Below are 23386 nucleotides of genomic sequence, written 5' to 3'. Positions count from 1 at the left end.
AGAATATTTTTATTGCATCAGGGAGAGGAGAATCATTATGAAAAAAGGAACAAAACAGAGTTTTTATACGGCGGGAGTCATAACTGTGATGGCTGTCGCCGTCAGTCTGACCGGGTGTGCTGGCAGGGAGGCGAACGTGGTATTTCCAAACATGATGACGGTGCAGAATGTGGAGAGCGCTGTCAATAAAGTGACGGTTACCGGGCAGGAGGAAGTGAAGGTGGTGCCGGATATGGCTAAGATTACTTATGCCATCACCACACGAAAAGATACGGCGGAGGGGTGCCAGACACAGAATTCCACCGATTTATCTAATACCATCGAGAAACTGAAATCTCTCGGCGTGGAGGAAAAATCTATTCAGACCTCCTCCTACGGAATGAATCCCATCTATAACTGGAATTCCTCCCAACAGGAGATCACCGGTTACGAGATGACCACCAGACTGACCGTATCGGACATTCCGCTAGACGACGCCGGTAGAATCATCTCCGAGTCGGTAGCCGCCGGTGTCAACGGGATTGATTCGGTGGATTACTTCTCCAGCAGTTATGATGAGAAGTATCAGGAAGCATTAAAAGGAGCCATGGAGGTCGCCAAGGCCAAGGCAGAAGCGCTGGCGGAGGCCAGTGGACAGAGCCTGATTGGGGTTCTTAACGTGGAAGAGAGCGGATACAATCCATCCGTGCGGAATTCCACATACAGCGCACCGGGCGCCGCCAAGACAGAGGCAGCCGCCGTAGATATGGCAGTGATGCCGGGCGAGGTCACCATAGAGGCGAGAGTCACCGTGGATTATCAGATTCAGTAAACGGATGCCTATCAGTAAGGAGATTCTAACATGACGACAAACAGAGAGAGACAGAAACGGAAAAGAGACTCCAGGATATTTCATACGATGCTGCTGATATTCATTGTGTTTGCAATCCTGGCAGTGGTAGTTGTGGGATTGCGCTGGATGACCGGTTCCGGCCGGAACGATAATCCGGCTTCCATAGCAGGGACAGAGTTGTCCCAGCCCATGGATGACAGCAGTTCGGAATCCACAGAAAACAGTCAGCCTTCATCAAATAATACCCAGTCTGAGTCAGTGGGGACAGACACTCAGGAGGCGTTGGACACAACCCAGTTGTCCAATGAAAGTATCCCCGCAGCCGTCACTACGGCCACAGACGGACTCTTTGCCCAGGCGGCCGGAACCTGGACGTTAGACGGGCAGGTGACAAACGCCCATCTGGAGGAATCCGGTAAGGAATACCACTCCCTTCAGGAAATGTTCGGAACCGGTTCAGGCTATGGCGGTGAGGTGACCATCCAGCCGGACGGAGCCATCACCTACTATATCGGTATCGGCAACGGCGGAACCGGCCAGGGGGAGATCTTAGGTGACGAAATCAGCGTCCTCATCACCCCATACGAGCCCCACAGCGACGAAGAAGAAATCCGCACCTTCCACTTAGAGACAGTGGAAGAGAAGCAGTACCTTGTGATGGATTTCAGCGGCGAGAAACTGTACTGGGGCAGGAAAACAGCGGAATAGAACTGGGGGTAAAATGATATGAAAAACTATCTGGGAATATTTGTCATCTGCCTGATTGGATGTTATCTGTGTATCTTCAGTTTTGCCATATTTCCTTATCTGGCACTGGTGATTATCGCACTCATACTGTCCGGCATTATCAGTTCTTATATCCGTCAGGGAGAAAAAATAGAAGAGTTGGAAAAAAGGATTCATTCCTTGGAAATGAAAGAAAGTGCAGACAGTCAGGTCTTAACAGAAAAGGAGAATTCATGAGACAAAGAAAACGCAAACTGGAAGAAATTCTCCGGCAGGTGGCTGTGCTCTTTTTGCTGGCATGCATGACCATTCTACTGTACGGCTGTGGGGGCAGGAAACAAACTGCCGGGGAGACAGAGACCATGGCGGTGGAAAACGTGTCGGAGAACCACACATCAGAACAGACAGAAACAACAGCGGAGCCGGAGACCACCATCCAGCCGCTGAATCTGGAGGAACCCCGCGCGGCTGTCGCAAAGCCGCCCCTTATCAAGGCGGATGAATTCGCTTACGAAGCCCCTCCGGAGAAGAGAAGCTACGAGGACGTCATCTCCAGAGCGGTCGGAAAAGTGACGGAGGAGGAAGGCTCCTTCGCGGCCAGCCCGGTCATCTGGAGTACCATCAGTGATGAAAAGTTCGTCTATTTCTTCTATCGATTCACTGGAGAAGCGGAGAGCGACGTTCAGGAGCTTTCCGACTACGTGATAGTCGGCCAGGAGATTGAGTTGTCCTGTGGCATTCACACCGGAATGAGCATCGAGGAAGCGGAAACCATCCTCCCTGGCCTCTATCACTTTCAGTGGCCGGAGGAGGAGAACACATTGTACCGATGGAACAACATAACCTATCCGGAAGGGTGGAGCGAGCAGTTTCCGACCATTCTGATAGCCCAGGTTGACAACGGGGAGGAAATGCCCCTCTACGCCGGCCTGATGGCAGATGAGACCGGTATCATCCGAGCCATCGCATTCTGTAACCCAACAGCCGGATAAGAAAAGGAAGGAGAATCGCCTATGCGAAAACAAGATAGAACAGCCCTTGTCCTGATGGCCGGTCTCAGTCTGTTGATAACGGCCTGTGGGAAAACCCAGACTCAAACCCAGCCCCCATCACAGCCCACAGCTTCCACCTCTATCGACTCCACGGAGTCATCCTCCCAGGAAGAGGAGGCCGTAGAATACGAGGGAGAATACTATCCGATATCGGAACTTTCCGAGGACACTTTAAAATGGCTGGAGCGGTATCACCAGATGCCGGAGGAGGAGCGCTTAAAGATAAACATGGTCCCGCCGGAATTTGTCCCTAAAGGAACGGATATCGCTGCCATGGAAACCAATGAAACCAGGGATATCAATGATACCAAAGCAGGCGAAACGAAAACAGCCGAATCTCAAGGAACCGGCGAGCCCCTGGCAGTCCCGGACATTCTTCTGACCTCAGCGCCGGAAATCGTCCTGACAGACCCGTTGTCCTCCGCCCTCAACGAATTCCGCCTGCAGTCCGGCAATTATAGCTGGAGCGTCATGGAGAACAAAGAAGTCCAGGAGGTAGTTGCCTGCGGCGCCCATCCTCTGGACCAGGCGATGGAAAAAACGAAGCGCCTGAAAGTCCCCAGCTACAACAGACTGGATGCCATCCCATTCAGCGTTTCCTGCATCATCCCGCCGGACAAAATCACCGTGACAGCCTGGGATATCTCCAACCTTGGAGACACGGAGAGCAAAGAGGAGTCCGTAACCGTTTATGAAAACAAAACCCTCATAGAGTTACAGCCGGGAAAAGTCTACGAACTGACAGCCGAATGGAGCAGAGACCAGCTGGAAACCCGGAGCTTTTCCGGAACCGCGTCCTACACCATTCTCACAGAATAAAGAGTAACACAGACAAACACAGACAAAGAAAAAAATCCCTTATGACCACAGCGCCATAAGGGATTTTATAAATCATTCAAATCTAGTGAATCATATCAAAATACTCATACCCATCCGCATGATACTTCTGAACCAGTTTCTGAATCTTAATCGTCGGAGACAACGCCGCCCCAATAGAGGTATCATGGTTAAAGGAATTGATAATCGCCGCCAGATACTTACTCATATCAGCCTCCAGATACCATTCCCTGGTCAGCAGCTCCTTCGGCCGGTAATTCAAGTTGGTAGTAATGACATAGTCAATATACCCCTTCTCATAAAACTCATCAAACTTCGCCAGCCCGTTGGTAAACAGTCCAAAGGTACAGCAGATAATCACCTTGCTGGCCTTGCGCTCCTTCAACTCCTTGGCCGTATCCAGCATACTCTCCCCGGAAGAAATCATATCGTCAATAATCAGTACCGTCTTTCCTTCCACCGAAGACCCCAGGAACTCATGAGCCACAATGGGGTTGCGCCCATCAATCACCCGTGAGTAATCCCTGCGCTTGTAGAACATGCCCATATCCACACTCAGGTTGTTGGCCAGATAAACCGCCCGGTCCATGGCCCCCTCATCCGGACTGATGACCATCAGATGGTCCTTGTCAATCTGAAGCGTCGTGTCATGCCGAAACAGGGTCTTCACAAACTGATAGGTAGGCATAAAGTTGTCAAATCCGTTCAGCGGAATCGCATTCTGCACCCGCGGGTCATGGGCATCAAAGGTGATAATGTTGCTGACACCCATCCTCGTCAGTTCCTCCAACGCCATCGCGCAGTCCAGAGATTCCCGCTTGCTTCTCTTATGCTGTCTTCCTTCATATAAGAATGGCATAATCACGTTCACCCGATGGGCCGTTGCCACGCTGGCCCCGATGATTCTCTTTAAATCCTGAAAATGATCGTCAGGAGACATGTGGTTGGTATATCCGCTGACCGTATAAGGAATACTGTAATTAGTCACATCCACCATGGCAAATACATCCGCGCCGCGGACTGATTCCATGATGTGTCCCTTGGCTTCGCCGGTACCAAAACGGGGGCAGGCCAGTTTTAACAGGTAGGAATCCACATCGTAGCCGCGGTAGTTCAAATCCGCTTTGCGGCGAAGCAGCTCCTCGATGTCGTTTCTGCGGAATTCCACAATGTAGTCGTTGACCTGTGTTGCCAGTTCCCTGCAGCTTTCCAGAGCAGCCAGTTTTAACGGAGCCACCGGAAGAGAGTCATTAAAAACATAATTGTTAGCCATGATGAAAAATCCTCCATATTCAAAGAGCCCGGGCTTCCAGGCACCGAACCAAATCTATCCATACTATATATACCATTCTTCGACAAATAGCGTCAATACCCATTACTCAATTTCGGGAAAAAAAACAAAAGACGGGATTCCTTTACAAAATTTAGTAATATTGTTATCATAGAACAGTAGAATTATGCGAAATAAACCTCCGGACACACGCCGGAGACAAAAATAGAAAGGTATACGGATATGAAAAAAGGACATTTGATAAAGTCCATAGATGCCGGTTCCATCGCCGAAGAACTGGGCCTGGAGCCGGGCGACCGGGTGATGACCATCGACGGCCAGGAACTGGAAGACATTTTCGACTATCAATATTATATCAACAGCGAGGCCATTCTGATGGTGGTCATGAAGGCCAACGGCGAAGAGTGGGAGCTGGAGATAGAAAATGACTACGAGGATTTGGGCATCACCTTTGAAAATGGCTTGATGAGCGAGTACCGCTCCTGCCGCAACAAATGTATTTTCTGCTTTATCGACCAGATGCCAGAGGGCATGCGGGAGACCCTGTATTTCAAGGATGACGATTCCAGACTGTCATTCCTCCAGGGAAATTATGTGACACTGACCAACATGAGCGACAAGGATATCGAGCGGATTATCCGGTTCAAGCTGGCGCCCATCAACATTTCCGTCCAGACCACCAATCCTAAGCTCCGGTGCGAGATGCTTCATAACCGGTTTGCCGGGGAAGCGCTGAAAAAGATTGACACCCTATATGAAGCGGGAACACCGATGAATGGCCAGATTGTGCTGTGCAAAGGGGTAAATGACGGGGACGAGCTGGAGCGCAGTATCCGGGATTTGTCCAACTATATTCCCTGTATGGAGAGTGTGTCGGTGGTGCCGGTGGGACTGTCCAAATTCCGGGACGGCTTATATCCCCTGGAGCCCATCACGGCGGAGGACGCCGGGCGGACCATCGATATCATAGAGAAGTGGCAGAAGAAGATTTATGAGGAGCATGGCATCCATTTCATCCATGCCAGCGATGAGTTCTATATTTTGGCCGGCCGCCCCCTTCCGGAGGAAGAGCGGTATGACGGTTACATCCAGCTGGAAAATGGCGTCGGGATGCTGCGTCTTTTGGAGACGGAGGTGACGGAGGCGCTTGCGCAGCTGGAGGGCGATGACTCCGAGGAGGAAATCTCCATGGCCACCGGAGCCCTGGCCTATGCATTTATCGAGCAGCATTTATCGTCCATCCGGGAGAAATTTCCCAACAGGACCATCCATCTCTACAAAATCATCAACGAGTTTTTCGGAACCAACATCACCGTGGCCGGGCTGATCACGGGACAGGATTTAATCAGCCAGTTGAAGGGGAAAAACCTGGGAAGCCGGCTGTTACTGCCTATCTGCATGTTCCGCAGCGGGGAGGAAGTATTTCTGGACGATGTGACATTGGACGAGGTAAAAACAGCTTTACAAGTACCGGTGAATATTGTAAAATCAAGCGGTCAGGATTTCGTGACTGCTGTGCTGAGTCCGGAAGAAGACACCAGTCTTATTTACGAAGGATATGAGCCAAAACAGATTCCCAAGGCGTAAGCCCAGGGCAATCCACATCCCCGGAGGCGGAAACGGTAAGGGGAAGATAAAGGAGAACAAACATGAGCAAACCAATCGTAGCAATTGTCGGACGTCCCAATGTGGGAAAGTCCACATTGTTTAATGTAATAGCAGGAGACACGATCTCCATCGTCAAGGACACCCCAGGTGTGACCAGGGACCGTATCTATGCCGACTGTACCTGGCTGGATATGAATTTTACACTGATTGACACCGGCGGTATCGAGCCGGACACCAACGATATCATCCTGTCCCAAATGCGGGAGCAGGCGGAGATCGCCATCGCCACGGCCGACGTCATTATCTTCATTGTGGACGTGAGACAGGGGCTGGTGGATGCGGATTTCCGTGTGGCGGACATGCTGAGAAAGTCCAAGAAGCCGATGGTTCTGGCGGTCAACAAAGTGGACAGCTTCCAGAAGTTTGGCAATGACATCTATGAATTCTACAATCTGGGACTGGGCGACCCCATCGCGGTGTCGGCGGCGTCCAGACTTGGCATCGGCGATTTGCTGGATGAGGTGGCCAAACATTTTGATATGGAGCAGGTGGAGGACGAGGAGGACGAGCGTCCGAGAATCGCCGTGGTGGGCAAGCCAAATGTAGGCAAGTCTTCCATTATCAATAAGCTTATCGGGGAGAACCGGGTGATTGTCTCCAACATCGCAGGCACTACCAGGGACGCGGTGGACACGGAGGTGGTGCACAACGGAACCGAGTATGTCTTCATCGACACGGCCGGTCTTCGCCGGAAGAATAAGATCAAAGAGGAGCTGGAGCGGTACAGTATCATCCGCACCGTGACGGCGGTGGAGCGGGCCGACGTGGTGGTTGTGGTCATTGACGCCTCCGAGGGTGTCACCGAGCAGGATGCCAAAATCGCCGGGATTGCCCACGAGCGCGGCAAGGGCGTTATCATAGCCGTGAACAAATGGGACGCCATCGAGAAGAACGACAAGACCATCTATGAGTTTACCAGAAAAGTGCGTGATACCCTGTCATTTATGCAGTATGCGGAAATCATTTTCATCTCCGCTCTGACGGGACAGAGATTAAACAAGCTGTTTGAGACTATCGACATGGTGCGTGAGAATCAGACGCTCCGTGTTCAGACCGGCGTGCTCAATGAGATTATGACAGAGGCCGTTGCCCTTCAGCAGCCGCCGTCTGACAAGGGAAAACGCCTCCGTCTCTACTATATTACCCAGGTAGCGGTGAAGCCGCCTACCTTTGTGATTTTTGTCAACGACAAAGAACTGATGCATTTTTCCTACACCAGATATCTGGAAAACAGAATCAGAGAAGCGTTCGGGTTCAGGGGAACCTCCCTGAAGTTTATCATCCGGGAGCGCTCCGGAAAGGAATCATAGTTTATGGAGAGGATAATCTGTCTGATAGCCGGGTACGCCTGCGGGCTGTTACAGACCGGATATATTTACAGCCGGATGCACCATGTGGACATCCGGAAAGAGGGGAGCGGCAACTCCGGCAGTACCAACGTGCTGCGTGTCATGGGAGTGAAGGCCGGCGCCACCGTATTCTTTGGAGACTTTTTGAAAACGCTGATTCCATGTCTGGTTGTCCGCTATCTGTTCCGCGGACAGCCGGATGTGAGAAACCTGCTGGTGCTTTACACGGCGCTGGGAGTAATTCTGGGGCATAATTACCCCTTCTATATGGGATTTAAGGGCGGCAAGGGGATTGCAGCCACCGCCGGGCTTCTGGTGGCGATGGATTTGCGGGTGACGGCGGTGTGCCTGATTCTGTTTATCCTCATTGTGGCGGTGACCCGCTATGTGTCCCTGGGCTCTCTGGTGGTGGTGACCGTCTTCCTGGCCGGGATGATATTCTTTGGCGGGAGAGGGGATTACGGTATCGCCAGCCAGTATCTGACCGAGTTCTACATAGTGTCGGCCTGTGTCACGGGACTCGCGTACTGGAGACACCGGGCCAATATCGTCAGACTGGTCCATGGAAATGAGAATAAGATTGGAAGTAAGAAGTGACCGCAGGTTATGTAGGAAGAGACGCCGTGCGGGAAGATTGAGAATATGTGAGGTGCAGGTATGGCAAAAACAGGAGTGATTGGCGCAGGAAGCTGGGGAATCGCATTGTCCCTTCTGCTTCACAACAATGGTCATGAGGTGACGGTTTGGTCCGCACTGAAGGACGAGATTGTAGAATTAAAAGAGACCCATGAGCACAGAACACTGCCAGGGGTCCATCTGCCGGAGACCATGATATTTACGGACAACCTGGAGGAGGCCATGGCGGACAAGGACCTGCTGGTGCTGGCGGTCCCGTCCATCTACACCAGGACAACGGCCGCATCCATGAAGCCGTTCTGCCGGGATGGGCAGATTCTGGTCAATGTAGCCAAAGGCATCGAGGAGTCCACTCTGATGACGCTGTCAGAGCAGATTGAGGAGGAACTTCCCATGGCCAACGTGGCGGTTCTATCAGGACCAAGCCATGCGGAGGAGGTGAGCCGTGGTCTGCCTACTACCTGTGTCACCGGGGCAAGGGACAGGGAGACGGCGGAGTTTATCCAGAATCTCTTCATGAGCCCGGTTTTCCGTGTCTATACCAGCCCGGATATCCTGGGAATTGAGCTGGGCGGCTCCTTAAAGAACGTCATTGCCCTGGCGGCCGGTATTGCCGACGGTCTGGGCTATGGGGACAACACCAAGGCGGCTTTAATCACCAGAGGCATCACGGAGATAGCCAAGTTAGGCACCGCCATGGGCGGAAAGTTTGAGACCTTCTGCGGTCTGTCCGGAATCGGCGATTTGATTGTCACCTGTGCCAGTATGCACAGCCGCAACCGCCGTGCCGGTATCCTGATTGGCCAGGGCAGAACCATGGAGGAAGCCATGGCGGAGGTAAAAATGGTGGTGGAGGGCGTCTATTCCGCCAAAGCGGCGCTGGCCCTTTCCAGAAAGTATGAGATATCCATGCCGATTATCGAGCAGGTCAACCAGGTCCTCTTCGACGGGAAACCGGCGGCGGATGCGGTGAAGGATTTGATGATGCGGGACAAGACGATTGAGGCTTCCACCATGATGTGGGAGTGAAAAAGCCACTGCATCACTTCTTAATGGTAAAGTTTTAAAGAAATAAACAGATATCTGAGAAAATTGGTTGACAATCGTTTTTATTGAATATATAATGAAAAAAGCTTAACAAGCAGTGGCTTCTACGTGAAACTAGAGGCCACTTATCATATGCATTTCCCTGAGGGAGGAAATCGATAGAGGGAGAAATGCAGAGTGATATTATCATGAAGGAGGAGATTATTATGAAAAAGAGAGTATTGGCAATCGCCATGGCAGCCTGTATGGCAGCATCCTTAACCGCATGCGGCGATGGAGCGAAAGAGACCACAGCGGCAGCAGAGACCACAGCAGCAGCGGCGGCTGGTGACACAACGACAGCAGCAGGAGAGACACCGGCGGCATCAACCGGCGGAGTATTAAAAATCGGCGGTATCGGCCCTGTAACCGGTGGCGCGGCAGTATACGGCATCGCGGTTCAGAACGGTGCACAGCTGGCAGTGGATGAGATTAACGCGGCAGGCGGCATCAACGGGATGCAGGTAGAATTCAAATTTGAGGACGATGAGCATGACGCTGAGAAATCTGTCAATGCCTACAATACATTAAAAGACTGGGGCATGGAGATGTTAATGGGTACCGTTACTTCCAACCCATGTATCGCAGTTGCCGAGAAGGCAAAAGAAGACAATATGTTCATGCTGACACCATCAGGTTCTGCAGTTGAGTGTGTACAGTATGACAATGCATTCCGTGTATGTTTCTCTGACCCGAACCAGGGCGCGGCTTCCGCACAGTACATAGGCGAGAACAAGCTGGCATCCAAGGTTGCCGTTATCTACGACAGCTCCGATGTATATTCTTCCGGTATCTATGAGAAATTTGCTGCTGAGGCAAAGAACCAGGGGATCGAAGTTGTCTCCGCAGAGGCATTTACCGCTGACAACAACACGGACTTTACCGTGCAGTTACAGAAAGCGAAAGAGGCCGGCGCAGAGCTGGTATTCCTTCCAATCTACTATACACAGGCTTCCCAGATTCTGACCCAGGCCAACACCATGGGTTACGCACCAATGTTCTTTGGATGTGATGGTCTGGATGGTATCCTCACAGTGGAAGGCTTTGACACTTCACTTGCTGAGAACGTAATGCTGTTGACACCATTCGCAGCTGACGCTCAGGATGATTTGACTAAGAACTTTGTAACTTCCTTTAAGGCTGCTTACACCGACACACCAATCCAGTTCGCGGCAGATGCTTATGATGCTATCTATGCCATCAAGGCAGCAGCTGAGAAATCTGGCGTGACAGCAGATATGAGTGTATCTGACAAGTGTGAGGCCATGAAGACCGGTATGACACAGATTACTCTGGATGGTCTTACCGGCGAGGGAATGACCTGGACCGCTGATGGCGAGCCTTCCAAAGCTCCTAAGGCAGTTAAGATTGTAGACGGTACTTACACAGCTATGTAATGAGTTTCCTATATGCCCAAAAGGAGGGCTGTCCCAAGGACAGTCCTCCTTTCGCATATGACTTACGCAAGAATAAAAATGATTGTATTGACTGCTTTCCTATGATATAATTTTTGACATATGACTATTTTTAGTCAAAAAACGACAAAAGGGGTGCTTATATGAGTTTTGTATCGTATTTTATAAATGGTATCAGCCTGGGCAGCGTGTATGCGTTGATTGCTCTTGGGTATACCATGGTATACGGCATTGCCAAGATGCTGAATTTTGCTCATGGAGACGTTATCATGATTGGGGGATTCGTGGTGTTCACGGCGGTGAACGGCATGGGACTGCCTCCTGTCGTCGGCATCCTTCTGGCTGTGGTGATCTGTACCGTGCTGGGCGTGACCATTGAGCGGGTGGCATACAAGCCGCTTCGTATGGCGTCGCCTCTGGCCGTTCTGATTACCGCAATCGGTGTCAGCTATCTGCTTCAGAACCTGGCTCTTTTGATATTTGGAGCCAACCCAAAATCTTTCCCATCCGTTGTCACCGTTCCGGCTATCAAGCTGGCGGACGGCCAGCTGACTATCTCCGGGGAGACGATTGTGACGGTTATCACCTGTGTGGTGATTATGATTGGATTGTCACTGTTTATTAAAAAGACGAAAGCGGGGCAGGCCATGCTGGCTGTCTCTGAAGATAAAGGCGCTGCCCAGCTGATGGGCATCAACGTCAATGGAACCATTGCGCTCACCTTTGCCATCGGTTCCGCCCTGGCGGCCATTGCAGGAGTGCTGCTTTGTTCCGCCTACCCGACTCTTTCCCCGTACACCGGCGCCATGCCCGGTATCAAGGCATTTGTGGCGGCCGTGTTTGGCGGTATCGGCTCCATTCCGGGGGCATTTATCGGCGGACTGTTACTGGGAGTTATCGAGAACCTGAGTAAAGCCTATATCTCTTCCCAGCTGTCGGACGCCATCGTGTTCGGCGTGCTGATTCTCGTGCTGCTGGTGAAACCGACCGGCATTCTGGGCAAGAAGATGAATGAGAAAGTTTAGGTGGACGATATGAAGAAAATGACGATTAGTAAGACGGCTAAAAATAATGCAATTACATATGGAATGGTGATTGTGGCATTTATCATCGTACAGATTCTCCTGGCGACCGGCCACGTGTCCAGCCTGATGAAGGGGCTTTTAGTGCCGCTTTGCATCTATATCATCATGGCGGTATCCTTGAACCTGACGGTTGGTATTCTTGGAGAACTGAGTCTTGGCCACGCCGGATTTATGTGTGTTGGCGCCTTTGCCAGCTCCTTCTTTTCCGTGTGTATGAAGGACACCATGACAAATGCGGGGCTTCGGTTTTTCCTGGCCCTGTTAATCGGCGCGGCAGCGGCGGCAGTGGCGGGCATCATCGTCGGTATCCCGGTGCTCCGGCTTCGGGGCGACTATCTGGCGATTGTGACGCTGGCCTTCGGCGAGATTATCAAGAACGTGGTCAATGTGATTTATCTTGGCAGAGACTCCGCAGGATTCCATGTGTCCATGAAGAATTCCATGGAATTAAATATGCTGGAGGATGGCAAGGTGATTATCAACGGCGCCCAGGGTATCACGGGCACCCCCAACAACTCCACCTTTGTCATCGGCTTTGTGTTAATATTGATTACCCTGTTTATTGTGCTGAACCTGATTCATTCCAGAAGCGGCCGGGCAATTATGGCCATCCGTGACAACCGGATTGCGGCGGAATCCATCGGTATCAACATTACCAAATATAAATTGATGGCATTTACCATCTCCGCGTCCCTGGCCGGCGTAGCGGGTGTGTTGTATTCCCACAACCTGTCGACCTTGACGGCGACCCAGAAGAATTTTGGGTATAACCAGTCCATCATGATTCTGGTGTTCGTGGTGCTGGGCGGTATCGGCAATATCCGTGGTTCCGTGATTGCGGCGGTGATTCTGACCCTGCTTCCGGAGCTGCTGCGCGGACTGAACAATTACCGTATGCTGATTTATGCTATCGTGCTGATTGCAATGATGATTTTCAACTGGAGTCCGGCAATTATTGACTTCCGGAAACGTCATTCCTTCAGACAGATGTTCGGCAAAAAGAAAACGGCGAAGGAGGTACAGTAATCATGGCATTATTGGAAGTGACGAACCTGGGTATCTCATTCGGTGGATTAAAGGCGGTGGATGGTTTTAATATTTCCATCGAACAGGGAGAATTATACGGTTTAATCGGCCCCAACGGCGCCGGCAAAACCACGATTTTCAACCTGCTGACCGGTGTATACAAACCGAATCTGGGCAGTATTGTTCTGGACGGGGATGTGATTACCGGGCACAAGACCATTGACATCAACAAGGCGGGAATTGCGAGAACCTTCCAGAATATCCGCCTGTTTAAAGATTTGACCGTGCTTGACAATGTCAAGGCGGGACTGCACAACAGCCATACCTATTCCACGGTGGAGGGCATCTTGAGACTGCCCCGGTATTTCAAGGTGGAAAAAGAGATGGATGAAAAGGCCATGGAGCTGTTAAAGGTGTTTGATTTGGATAAGGAAAGCCAGTATCTGGCCTCCAATCTGCCCTACGGCAAGCAGAGAAAGCTGGAGATAGCCAGAGCTTTGGCCACCGGACCCAAGCTGCTGTTATTGGATGAGCCGGCGGCGGGCATGAACCCCAACGAGACCAAAGAGCTGATGGACACCATCCGTTTTGTGAGGGACGAGTTCAAGATGACTATCCTTCTGATTGAGCACGATATGAAGCTGGTATCCGGTATCTGTGAGAAGCTGACGGTGCTGAACTTCGGCCAGGTGCTGGCTCAGGGAGCCACCAGTGACGTGCTGAACAACCCGGAAGTGATCAAGGCATATCTGGGCGAATAGGAAGGGGAGGTAGACAGACATGGCAATGCTTGAAATCAGCAATCTGGAAGTATACTATGGCGTGATTCAGGCCATCAAGGGTATTTCCTTTGAGGTAAATGAGGGAGAGATTGTGGCCTTAATCGGAGCCAACGGCGCCGGGAAAACCACGATTCTTCACACGATTACGGGACTGATTCCCTCCAGCGCGGGTAAAATCCACTTTGAGGGGAAGGACATTACCAGGACACCGGGATACAAGATTGTGTCCATGGGGATGGCCCATGTACCGGAGGGACGGCGGGTATTTTCCCAGCTGTCCGTGTATGAGAACCTGAAACTGGGTGCCTACACGAGAAAAGACAAGAATGAGTTTGAGGAGACCCTGAAGATGATATACGGGCGGTTCCCGAGGCTGGAGGAGCGAAGAAACCAGCTGGCCGGCACGCTCAGCGGCGGCGAGCAGCAGATGCTTGCCATGGGCCGGGCCCTGATGTCCCACCCGAAGCTTATCGTGATGGATGAGCCGTCCATGGGACTTTCTCCGATCTATGTGAATGAAATCTTCGACATCGTCCAGGAGATCAATAAGACAGGAACCACGGTTCTTTTAGTGGAGCAGAACGCAAAGAAGGCGCTGTCCATCGCCGACAAGGCCTATGTGCTGGAGACCGGCCAGATTGCCCTTAGCGGTGACGCTAAAGATTTGATGAACAATGATTCCGTAAAGAAGGCTTATTTGAGCGAGTAATCAAATAGATTGAATAATTTAGACACCCCCCTGCATATATTGTATCAGCATAGCAAGGGGGTATCTTTATGGAACAATATTCTGTATACAAAGATATTAAAGCCAGAACCGGTGGTGAAATCTATATAGGCGTGGTAGGGCCGGTGAGAACGGGCAAGTCCACATTTATCAAACGGTTTATGGAGCTGATGGTGCTTCCGAAGATGGAAGACGAGCATGGCAGGAACCAGACGAGAGATGAACTGCCGCAGAGCGCGGCGGGCAAGATGATTATGACGACGGAGCCCAAGTTTATCCCGAAGGAGGCGGCCCAGATTGATTTGGACGACGGCATTTCCGCCAAGGTCCGGCTGATTGACTGCGTGGGATTCATGGTGGACGGAGCGTCCGGACACATTGAAAACGAGAGCGAGCGTCTGGTGAAGACACCCTGGTATGACTATGAGATTCCCTTTACCAAGGCGGCGGAGATTGGTACCAGGAAGGTGATTAACGACCACTCCACCATCGGTATCGTGGTGACCACGGACGGCTCCATCGGGGAGTTGAAGCGGCCAAACTATCTGCCGGCGGAGGAGCGGACGGTCCAGGAACTGAAAAACCTGGGAAAACCGTTTATCGTCCTGTTAAACTCGGCGAAGCCCTACTCCGATGAGACGGTGGCCCTGGCGGAGGAGATGAGCGGGAAGTACGGCGTGACCGTCATGCCGGTGAACTGCGAGCAATTGAAAAAAGAAGACATTTTCCATATTCTGGAGCGGGTTCTGAAGGAGTTTCCGGTGACCCAGATGGACTTCTATATCCCGAAATGGCTGGAAATCCTGCCGTCCACCCACTGGCTGAAGGCTTCGGTGATTCAGGCGGTGAAGGATGTGATGGGCCAGGTGTCCCACATGAAGGACATCACGGGGCAGCTTCTTGACGTGGCGGCCGACTACATCAAAGGCATGAAGGTGGCCCGGATGGAGATGGCGGACGGCAGCGTGTCCGTGGATGTGAATGTGGATGACAGCTATTACTACCAGATCTTGAGCGACTATGTGGGAATTCCCATTGAGGGCGAGTACCAGCTGATGCAGACGCTCAGCAGTCTGGCCCAGATGCAGAAGGAGTACGAGAAGGTTCAGAATGCCATGAGCCAGGTGCGGCTGCGGGGCTACGGGGTGGTGACGCCGGAGCGCTCGGAGATTATGCTGGATGAGCCGCAGGTGATTAAGCACGGCAACAAATATGGGGTGAAAATGAAGGCGGAGGCGCCGTCCATCAACATGATTAAGGCCCATATCGAGACGGAGATTGCGCCGATTGTGGGCAGCGAACAGCAGGCGGAGGATTTGATTGCCTACATCAAGCAGAATGCCAGGGAGAGCGAGGACGGCATCTGGAACACCAACATTTTCGGCAAGTCCATCGAACAGATTGTGGAGGACGGCATCCAGGCTAAGGTTTCCCAGATGACGGAGGACTGTCAGATGAAGCTCCAGGATACGTTACAGAAAATTATTAACGACAGTAACGGTGGTATGATTTGCATTATTATATAGTTCAATGTTATACTGTACATATTATGACACCAGTTGCTGCTTGTACTGGAGAGAAAGATACAGGAGGTAATGTATAAATGAGATTGACATTTATCGGGGCGGACCATGAGGTGACGGGAAGCTGCCATTATCTGGAAGTGGGGGAGACGAAACTTCTGGTGGACTGCGGGATGGAGCAGGGCGGCAACACCTATGAAAATGCGGACCTTCCCGTCAGCTACGCCGAGATAGAGTACGTTCTGCTGACTCATGCCCACATTGACCATGCGGGGTATCTGCCTTTTATCTACGCCAGAGGGTTTCGGGGAAAGGTGATTACCACCGTGGCTACCGGAGGACTTTGCAACATTATGCTGAAGGACAGCGCCCACATCCAGGAGATGGAGGCGGAGTGGAAGAACCGGAAGGCCAGAAGAGCCGGGCGGCCGGAGGAGCCGCCGTTATATACGCTGAATGACGCGGCGGGACTGCTGGAGCACATCGAGGTTCATGAGTACAATGAGACGGTGAAGCTGAGCGATTCCGTGACCATCTGTTTTGTAGACGCCGGCCATCTTCTCGGCTCCGCCTCCATCGAGGTCTGGTGCCGGGAGGAGGGCGTGGAGAAGAAAATCGTCTTCTCCGGCGATATCGGCAACAAGAACAAGCCCTTAATCCGGGACCCGCACTATATTAAAAAAGCAGATTATGTGGTAATGGAGTGTACCTACGGCGACAGGGAACACGCTAAATCCAAGAATCATGTGGCGGATTTGGCCCGCATTATCCAGGAGACCCTGGACCGGGGCGGCAATGTGGTGATTCCCGCCTTTGCGGTGGGCAGAACCCAGGAGCTGTTATATTTTATCCGGAAAATCAAGCACGACGGTATGGTGAAGGGCCGCGATAATTTTGAGGTCTACGTGGACAGTCCGCTGGCGGTGGAGGCCACCCATGTGTTTACGGAGAATCTGCTGCGCTGCTATGACGACGAGACCAGGGCACTGGTGGAGCAGGGGATTAACCCCATTTCCTTCCCAGGGCTGAAGCTGTCGGTGAGCAGCGAGGAGTCCAAGGCTATCAACTTTGATTCCGGGGCCAAGGTCATCATTTCCGCGGCGGGAATGTGTGATGCGGGGCGTATCCGCCATCATCTGAAACACAATCTGTGGCGGCCGGAGTGCTCGGTGGTCTTTGCCGGCTATCAGGCGGTGGGGACGCTGGGAAGAACCCTCCAGGAGGGGGCCAGGGCGGTGAACCTCTTTGGCGAGTCCATCGACGTGGAGGCGCATATTGAGACTATTGAGGGACTCAGCGGCCATGCGGACCGGACGGGGCTTTTGGAGTGGATCCGGGCCTACGAGGAGAAGCCGCAGATGGTGTTTGCGGTACACGGCGACGATGCGGTCTGCGATATCTTTGTGGAGCAGCTGCAAAGAGAGCTGGGGCTTAACGCGGCGGCGCCATTTTCCGGCTCGGTCTATGATTTGGCGGCCGGTGCCTGGGTAACCAGAACCGAGGGCGTGCCGATTGTGAAGGAGACGGAGAGCACCAGGAAGGCCAGCGGCGTCTTTGCACGTCTGGTGGCGGCCGGTGAGCGCCTGCGCCAGGTGATTCTCCGGAACGAAGGCGGAGCCAACAAGGATTTGGCCAAATTCGCGGACCAGATTCATGCACTATGCGATAAATGGGACAGATAAGGAGTCACGAACTATGGGAAAAGTGATGTTATTTACAGACGGGGCGGCCAGGGGAAATCCGGACGGCCCCGGAGGATATGGAGCTGTGCTCCAGTTTACGGACAGCACCGGAACGCTGCACGAGAAGGAACTGTCGGCGGGATATGTGCGGACCACCAACAACCGGATGGAGCTGATGGCGGCCATTGCAGGACTTGAGGCGTTAAATCGCCCCTGCGAGGTGGAACTGTACTCGGATTCCAAGTATCTCACCGACGCCTTCAACCAGGGCTGGATTGACAAGTGGGTGGAGAACAACTGGAAGAGAAAGACCGGTCCGGTGAAGAATATCGATTTGTGGGAGCGGCTTTTGAGGGCCAAGAATCCCCACCGGGTGAAATTCTGCTGGGTGAAGGGACATGCCGGCCATCCGCTAAACGAGCGCTGCGACAAGCTGGCCACCAGCGCCGCCGACGGGGACAACCTGCTGGTGGATGAGGGTGTGACAGAGGGGTTATAAATTTTTAATTAAATCTTACAATATATTACTAATTCAGGATGACTATTCCATTTCCCTCCGGTTTGTGATACGCTGAATTCAGCAAAACATATCTGTTGATTTTGGAGAGGAACAGCCGTATGAAGCATAGAAGAATCTGGTTTGTCATGCTGGGAATCATAGCCGTCGGGGTATTGGTCACCACATGTAACAGTTTCATATTGAATAAAAAGTCTGCCACTGCCAGGGCCCCACGGGAGATGGCCATGGCAGAGACGACCGCCGGAGCGCAGTTTGAGGCGGCGGGAGGCGGGGATACCGGGGAAGCGGAGACGAAGGCGGACAGCGCCAATGCCGTACAGGCCCAGACTTCCGGAAGCGGGACGTCCGAAGCCCGCGCTTCCGATGGAGTGCCAATGGCGGAAATAGCTGCAGCTGAGACGACGAACAGCCAGGTGGAGGAGACGATGTCGGAGGTGTTATCGCCTCTTGAGACAACCGCGGCCGTCACGTTCATCGAGTCGGAGCAGACGGGACCCGGTGCGCCGCCCACGAGAAAATCTGCCACCCTGATGGAAGGAGACAACGGCAAAGCCAGCTACCGGGCCAGACTGGATGAGCTGGACCTTCAGATCCAGAAGATCAGAAGCTCCGAGACGGAGGCCACCACTTATTCCATGAAGACGGCGGCGGAGAACGAGTTAAAGCTGTGGGACAGTGAACTGAACAACATTTACAATGACCTTCTGAATTACCTCGACGAGGAGCAGACCAAGGAACTGGTGAGCGCGGAGCGGGAGTGGATGAAGGAGAGAGACGCCAAAGCGGTGGAAGCCGCCAAGAACTCGGCTGGCGGAACCCTGGAGGGATTGGAGTACACAGCCTCCCTGGCAGAGTCCACAAGACAGCGGGCCTATGCGCTGGCCGACATGTATGAGCAGGTGGCGGAGTAGAGGAAGAAATAAGAGTGATGCGGAAAAACGAGCGTTATCAGTATCTGGTAAAATTAATCAGAAAGGTGACCAGGATATCAGGTACGGTTTATAAATATCAGAGCACGCCCCGGACTTACGGCACGGAGGAACTTCTCTATATGAGAGAAGCCCATTTCATCGATGTGCTGGGAGGCGGAGAACTGGACATGGGACAGATTGCGGAGAAGCTGGAAGTGACAGGCGGGGCCGCATCCCAGATAGCTTCAAGACTGGAGAAGAAGGGGTATATCATCCGGAAGAAGGATGCCTCCGATTCCAGGCATATCACCTGTGTGATGACGGAGAAGGCCCAAAAAGCGCTGGCGTTTCACCGGGAAAAGGACAGGGATGCCTATGAGCGGTTTGAGGAGTTCATGGCGGAGTTTACGGAGGAGGAACTGAAAGTCTGTGACAGGTTCCTGGACAATATTAACCGGTTTTATCAAATGGCTGCCGATGAAAAGGAATAGTGCAATATGCACAAAATAAAGGTTGGGAATTTAGGCATATCAGGGAAAATAAACAGAAGCATTGACGGCTTGACTTTATCGTTCTATAATTACTTTAGCAACTAAAATAAATTTGATGTTCAGAGCGCCCACAATGGGCTTTTTGAATATCCAATACTTTAGATGCTAAATTATTTGTTATATATTTTAGTATCTAAAGTAAAATCGGAAAGGGAAGGAGAGGGAGAACGATGATGGAACGGGAACAGCTGACAGCTCTGCTTCATGAGGTGGAACCCCAGATGCGGGCATACCGGCGGTGGTTTCATGAACATCCGGAGCTCAGCGGGATTGAGAAGGAGACCAGCGCAAAAATCCTGGAGGTTGTCAAAGCCCAGGGACTTTCCTGGGAGATGGTGGGGGATTATGGCATCATCGCCAGGATTGAGGGCGGTTTTGAGGGGAAAACCGTGGTCCTGCGGGCGGATATGGATGCGCTGCCGGTGAAGGAGAGCCGGGAGAATCTGTCGGGTGAGAAAGTTTCGGTATCCGGGAATGACGGGGTGTCCCATGCCTGCGGCCACGATGCCCATATGGCGATGATGCTGGGGGCGATGCTGGTGCTGAACCGGTTAAAGAGCCAGCTTCACGGAACGGTTCTTGTGGTGTTTGAACAGGCGGAGGAGACCGGCCGGGGCGTGGACCAGATGATGGAGGCGTTAAAACGGTATCCGGTGGACACCTGCTATGCCACCCATGTGTATGCCGGGCTGGAAAACGGGCGGCTGTGTGTACAGCCCGGGGAGCGGATGGCGGCGCTGACATCCTTCACAATCCGGGTGAAGGGAAAGGGCGGCCACGCCTCCAGACCGGATTTGACGGTGAATCCGCTGATGTGCATGGCCCAGATTCTGGTGAATTTAAACAGTATCTGGACCGGGGAAATCAATCCTGCCAAGACGGTTACTCTCGGAATTGGGGCCATGAAATGCGGGGAGAAGGGAAATGTGATTGCGGACGAGGGAACCTTTTCCGGCACCATGCGCTACTTTGATGTGGAGGAGGGAAAGAAGGCATTTGAATCGGTCAAACGCGTCTGCATGCTGGTGGCGGAAGCCCACAGGTGTACCGTGGAGTTTGAGCGGATTCTCCAGGCGGACTGCTCCGTGATAAACGATGTATCGTGCAGTGAGCGGGCAGCGTCCGGCATCCGGGAGCTGTTTGGGGAAGAAGTCCTGGCGGACTGCGAGCCGTGGTTTGCCACGGAATCCATGGGGGTCTATCTGGCGAAATATCCGGGAGTGCTGGCATTTCTGGGTATTCGGGACGAGGAGCATGGATACGGGGCCGGACATCACACGAAGGAGTTTGATTTGGATGAAGGAGTGCTGATACGCGGCTGTGGGGCGGCTGTCAAGTACGCGGTTGATACATTGGAAGAACGATAAGGGGGAAGTACATATGACTTGGAATTTTTATACTGCATTTGCAGTTGTTATGGTAGTTATGGCGCTTGGGGAAGCGGTCTCGAAGAAATCAAAAGGCAGGATTCCATCACTGTTGATTGTCGCAATCTGTTTCCTGACCGGTTACTGGACCATATTTCCGAAGGATATTCTGAATATCTCCATGGTAATGTCGGTCAGAACCATTACCATGTCGGTGATTCTGCTGCAGGTAGGAGCCATGTTCAGCTTACATGAACTGAAAAAGGAATGGCGGGCCGTGATTATCACGCTGCTTTCCGTAGCGGGCGTGATTGTATTTGCGGGGATTGCTGGGGCACTGTTCTTTGATGTCAACACGGCTCTGGTTGCCATTCCACCGCTGACCGGCGGAGGGATTGCCACGATCATCATGTCGGACGCGGCGGCGGCCCAGGGACTGACGGAGCTGGCGATGCTGTCCTCCATCATTTACATCATGCAGGGATTTGTAGGCTTTCCGCTGACCAGTTATATGCTGCGCCGGGCGGGCAGGAAGCTGTTAACCGGCTACCGGAGCGGGGCGGCGCTGCTTCAGGAGACAAAGGAGGAGCAGAAGCCGGAGAAGGCGAAGAAGAGCAGAAGAACCCTCAATGATATGGTTCCGGAGAAATATAAGGTTCCGTCCTACTACCTGGCCAAGCTTGCTATTCTGGCGATTGTAGCGGTGCTTTTGGAGTCTATTACCGGACTGAATGTGTCGCTGACCATGATTGTGGTAGGTGTGCTGGCCGCTCATTTCGGCATTTTGGAGAAGGACCCGCTTAAGAAGGCCAATTCCTTCGGCATTCTGATGCTCTGTCTGACGGCGTCCTTTATGAGATACTTTGCGGATGCCTCCCCACAGCAGGTGTTTTCCCTGATTCTCCCGGTGGCGGCATTCCTGTTGTTTGCCACGGCTGGAATTGCACTGTTTTCCATTCCGCTTGGGAAAAAATTTGGGTATCCGATAGAACTTTCCGTGGCAATCGGTCTGAACTGCTTCCTGGGATTCCCGTATAACTTTGTTATCACCAACGAGGTGATTGCCTCTCTGGCGGAGAACCAGGGGGAGAGTGATTATCTGGATGGCATTCTGATGCCCAAGATGATTATCGGCAGTATCGTGGCGGTGTCCATGGTATCGGCCGTGATTGCCTCCGTGCTGGTGCCGTTTTTGGCGGCGTAGATATGCTGTGGCAGATAGGTGACGGAGAAATATGTGGCAGAAAATAGGAAATAAGGAGATGATGTAACATGCAGTATGAGTTTGACAGGGAGATAGACAGGAAACATAACTGCGATTTAAAATGGAACAAAGCGCTGCTGGAGGCCAGACTTTCGGCCACCGTGGCGGAGGATTTTATTCCCATGTGGATAGCGGACACGGATTTCGCCTGCGCCCCCCATATTCTGGAGGCGGTGAGAGCGAGAACGGAGCAGGAGATCTTCGGTTACTGTGGACCGACGGAACAATTTTATGAGGCGGTGTGCTGGTGGGAAAAACAGCGTTTCTCGTGGGATGTTCAACCAAAGCAGATTACGGCCCTGCCCAGTGTGGTGGCGGGCATCAACATCGCTATCCGGGCCTTTTCGAAGGAGGGTGACGGCGTGATCATCCAGCCGCCGGTGTATGACCCCTTCTCCGATATTGTGAGACGGACCGGCAGAAATGTGGTGAACAATCCGTTAAAGAAGGTGAATGGACGCTATGAGATGGATTTTGAACTGCTGGAGCGGCAGGCGGCGGAGCCATCCACCCGGATGATGATTCTGTGCAGTCCCCACAATCCGGTGGGACGCGTCTGGAGCCGTGAGGAACTTACGCGTCTGGCGGATATCTGCATTCGAAATGAGGTGCTTCTCATATCCGATGAGATACATTCCGACATCGTTTACGAGGGACACACCCATTATCCGCTGCTGTCCTTAAGCGGAGACTATGGGGCTCACGTGATTCACCTGACGGCGCCCAGCAAGACCTTCAACATCCCCGGCCTGAAGTGCAGCATCGCGGTGATTGCGGATGAGGGGCTGAAACACCGGTTTGACGAGATGCAGCTGGCTATGTCCCTGGATATTCGTAATACCTTCGGCCTGGAGGGCGTTATGGCGGCCTACTCCCCGGCCAGTGAGCCGTGGCTTAGGGAAGAACTGGCCTATCTGAAAGGAAACATCGCCTTTGTCTCTTCTTTTGTAAAGGAGCATCTGCCGGAGATTGAGATGGAAGAACCGGAGGGAACCTTCCTGTGCTGGCTGGATTGTAAGGGCTTGGATTGCCGGAGGAGGAGCTTTTAAGGCGCAT

Annotated in this window: 23 protein-coding genes; 22 read left to right on the top strand and 1 reads right to left on the bottom strand. The window is 52.5% G+C overall.

Annotated elements, in window-relative coordinates:
* Positions 1–37: 37 nt before the first annotated feature.
* Genes HMPREF9473_RS13260 through HMPREF9473_RS13240 form a run of 5 tightly spaced genes read left to right on the top strand, consistent with a single transcriptional unit; the run spans position 38 to position 3429 of the window.
* Complete coding sequence (locus HMPREF9473_RS13260; RefSeq protein ID WP_006780637.1) at positions 38–811, top strand: SIMPL domain-containing protein; 774 nt, start codon at positions 38–40, stop codon at positions 809–811.
* A 30-nt stretch (positions 812–841) separates the two neighbouring features.
* Positions 842–1540, top strand: a complete 699-nt coding sequence (locus tag HMPREF9473_RS26245) for a hypothetical protein (protein ID WP_006780636.1) — start codon at positions 842–844, stop codon at positions 1538–1540.
* 18 nt (positions 1541–1558) lie between these two features.
* Positions 1559–1795 (top strand): hypothetical protein, encoded by a 237-nt coding sequence (locus HMPREF9473_RS13250; RefSeq protein WP_006780635.1) that lies wholly within the window; start codon positions 1559–1561, stop codon positions 1793–1795.
* A complete protein-coding gene (locus HMPREF9473_RS13245) occupies positions 1792–2550 on the top strand; it encodes a hypothetical protein (protein ID WP_006780634.1) in 759 nt (252 codons plus the stop codon). The genes HMPREF9473_RS13250 and HMPREF9473_RS13245 overlap by 4 nt, the downstream gene beginning before the upstream one ends.
* Positions 2551–2571: 21 nt before the next feature.
* The gene (locus HMPREF9473_RS13240) at positions 2572–3429 is read left to right on the top strand and encodes a hypothetical protein (RefSeq protein ID WP_006780633.1); all 858 of its coding nucleotides are present in this window, start codon (positions 2572–2574) and stop codon (positions 3427–3429) included.
* Positions 3430–3511: 82 nt separating this feature from the next.
* Here the strand turns inward: HMPREF9473_RS13240 and HMPREF9473_RS13235 are convergent, their stop codons facing one another.
* Positions 3512–4720 (bottom strand): ribose-phosphate pyrophosphokinase, encoded by a 1209-nt coding sequence (locus tag HMPREF9473_RS13235; RefSeq protein ID WP_006780632.1) that lies wholly within the window; start codon positions 4718–4720, stop codon positions 3512–3514.
* Positions 4721–4960: 240 nt separating this feature from the next.
* On the opposite strand from HMPREF9473_RS13235, the gene HMPREF9473_RS13230 reads away from it, so the two are divergent.
* The 17 genes from HMPREF9473_RS13230 to HMPREF9473_RS13145 all read left to right on the top strand — a co-directional run bounded on the left by HMPREF9473_RS13230 (position 4961) and on the right by HMPREF9473_RS13145 (position 23379).
* Positions 4961–6325, top strand: a complete 1365-nt coding sequence (locus HMPREF9473_RS13230; RefSeq protein ID WP_006780631.1) for a DUF512 domain-containing protein — start codon at positions 4961–4963, stop codon at positions 6323–6325.
* Between the two features lie 62 nt (positions 6326–6387).
* On the top strand, positions 6388–7716 hold the full coding sequence (der, locus tag HMPREF9473_RS13225; RefSeq protein WP_006780630.1) for a ribosome biogenesis GTPase Der: 1329 nt from the start codon (positions 6388–6390) through the stop codon (positions 7714–7716).
* A gap of 3 nt (positions 7717–7719) precedes the next feature.
* Entirely contained in the window at positions 7720–8352 is a 633-nt protein-coding gene (plsY, locus tag HMPREF9473_RS13220; protein WP_006780629.1) for a glycerol-3-phosphate 1-O-acyltransferase PlsY, read from the top strand.
* Positions 8353–8412: 60 nt separating this feature from the next.
* The gene (locus HMPREF9473_RS13215; protein ID WP_006780628.1) at positions 8413–9420 is read left to right on the top strand and encodes an NAD(P)H-dependent glycerol-3-phosphate dehydrogenase; all 1008 of its coding nucleotides are present in this window, start codon (positions 8413–8415) and stop codon (positions 9418–9420) included.
* Between the two features lie 224 nt (positions 9421–9644).
* Positions 9645–10874: an ABC transporter substrate-binding protein gene (locus HMPREF9473_RS13210; protein WP_034859294.1), complete on the top strand. Its 1230-nt coding sequence runs from the start codon at positions 9645–9647 to the stop codon at positions 10872–10874.
* A 161-nt stretch (positions 10875–11035) separates the two neighbouring features.
* The gene (locus HMPREF9473_RS13205; protein WP_006780626.1) at positions 11036–11917 is read left to right on the top strand and encodes a branched-chain amino acid ABC transporter permease; all 882 of its coding nucleotides are present in this window, start codon (positions 11036–11038) and stop codon (positions 11915–11917) included.
* Positions 11918–11926: 9 nt separating this feature from the next.
* The gene (locus tag HMPREF9473_RS13200) at positions 11927–13003 is read left to right on the top strand and encodes a branched-chain amino acid ABC transporter permease (protein WP_006780625.1); all 1077 of its coding nucleotides are present in this window, start codon (positions 11927–11929) and stop codon (positions 13001–13003) included.
* Positions 13004–13005: 2 nt separating this feature from the next.
* The gene (locus HMPREF9473_RS13195) at positions 13006–13764 is read left to right on the top strand and encodes an ABC transporter ATP-binding protein (RefSeq protein WP_006780624.1); all 759 of its coding nucleotides are present in this window, start codon (positions 13006–13008) and stop codon (positions 13762–13764) included.
* A gap of 19 nt (positions 13765–13783) precedes the next feature.
* Positions 13784–14494: an ABC transporter ATP-binding protein gene (locus tag HMPREF9473_RS13190; protein WP_006780623.1), complete on the top strand. Its 711-nt coding sequence runs from the start codon at positions 13784–13786 to the stop codon at positions 14492–14494.
* A gap of 68 nt (positions 14495–14562) precedes the next feature.
* A complete protein-coding gene (spoIVA, locus tag HMPREF9473_RS13185; RefSeq protein ID WP_006780622.1) occupies positions 14563–16038 on the top strand; it encodes a stage IV sporulation protein A in 1476 nt (491 codons plus the stop codon).
* A 77-nt stretch (positions 16039–16115) separates the two neighbouring features.
* Positions 16116–17717, top strand: a complete 1602-nt coding sequence (locus HMPREF9473_RS13180) for an MBL fold metallo-hydrolase RNA specificity domain-containing protein (RefSeq protein WP_006780621.1) — start codon at positions 16116–16118, stop codon at positions 17715–17717.
* A 13-nt stretch (positions 17718–17730) separates the two neighbouring features.
* A complete protein-coding gene (gene rnhA, locus HMPREF9473_RS13175) occupies positions 17731–18216 on the top strand; it encodes a ribonuclease HI (protein WP_006780620.1) in 486 nt (161 codons plus the stop codon).
* A 119-nt stretch (positions 18217–18335) separates the two neighbouring features.
* On the top strand, positions 18336–19148 hold the full coding sequence (locus HMPREF9473_RS26240) for a lysozyme inhibitor LprI family protein (RefSeq protein WP_006780619.1): 813 nt from the start codon (positions 18336–18338) through the stop codon (positions 19146–19148).
* A gap of 17 nt (positions 19149–19165) precedes the next feature.
* A complete protein-coding gene (locus HMPREF9473_RS26235; protein WP_006780618.1) occupies positions 19166–19639 on the top strand; it encodes a MarR family winged helix-turn-helix transcriptional regulator in 474 nt (157 codons plus the stop codon).
* 230 nt (positions 19640–19869) lie between these two features.
* The gene (locus HMPREF9473_RS13155; protein WP_006780617.1) at positions 19870–21066 is read left to right on the top strand and encodes a M20 metallopeptidase family protein; all 1197 of its coding nucleotides are present in this window, start codon (positions 19870–19872) and stop codon (positions 21064–21066) included.
* 13 nt (positions 21067–21079) lie between these two features.
* Positions 21080–22270: a hypothetical protein gene (locus HMPREF9473_RS13150; protein ID WP_006780616.1), complete on the top strand. Its 1191-nt coding sequence runs from the start codon at positions 21080–21082 to the stop codon at positions 22268–22270.
* 68 nt (positions 22271–22338) lie between these two features.
* Positions 22339–23379 carry a MalY/PatB family protein gene (locus HMPREF9473_RS13145; RefSeq protein WP_006780615.1) on the top strand — a complete coding sequence of 347 codons (1041 nt, stop codon included), beginning with the start codon at positions 22339–22341 and terminating at the stop codon, positions 23377–23379.
* Positions 23380–23386: the final 7 nt, after the last annotated feature.

This window comes from Hungatella hathewayi WAL-18680, from assembly GCF_000235505.1.
GTDB lineage: Bacteria > Bacillota > Clostridia > Lachnospirales > Lachnospiraceae > Hungatella_A > Hungatella_A hathewayi_A.
The sequence above is the reverse complement of the archived record's forward strand: the minus strand, read 5'-3'. Positions and strand labels throughout refer to the sequence as shown.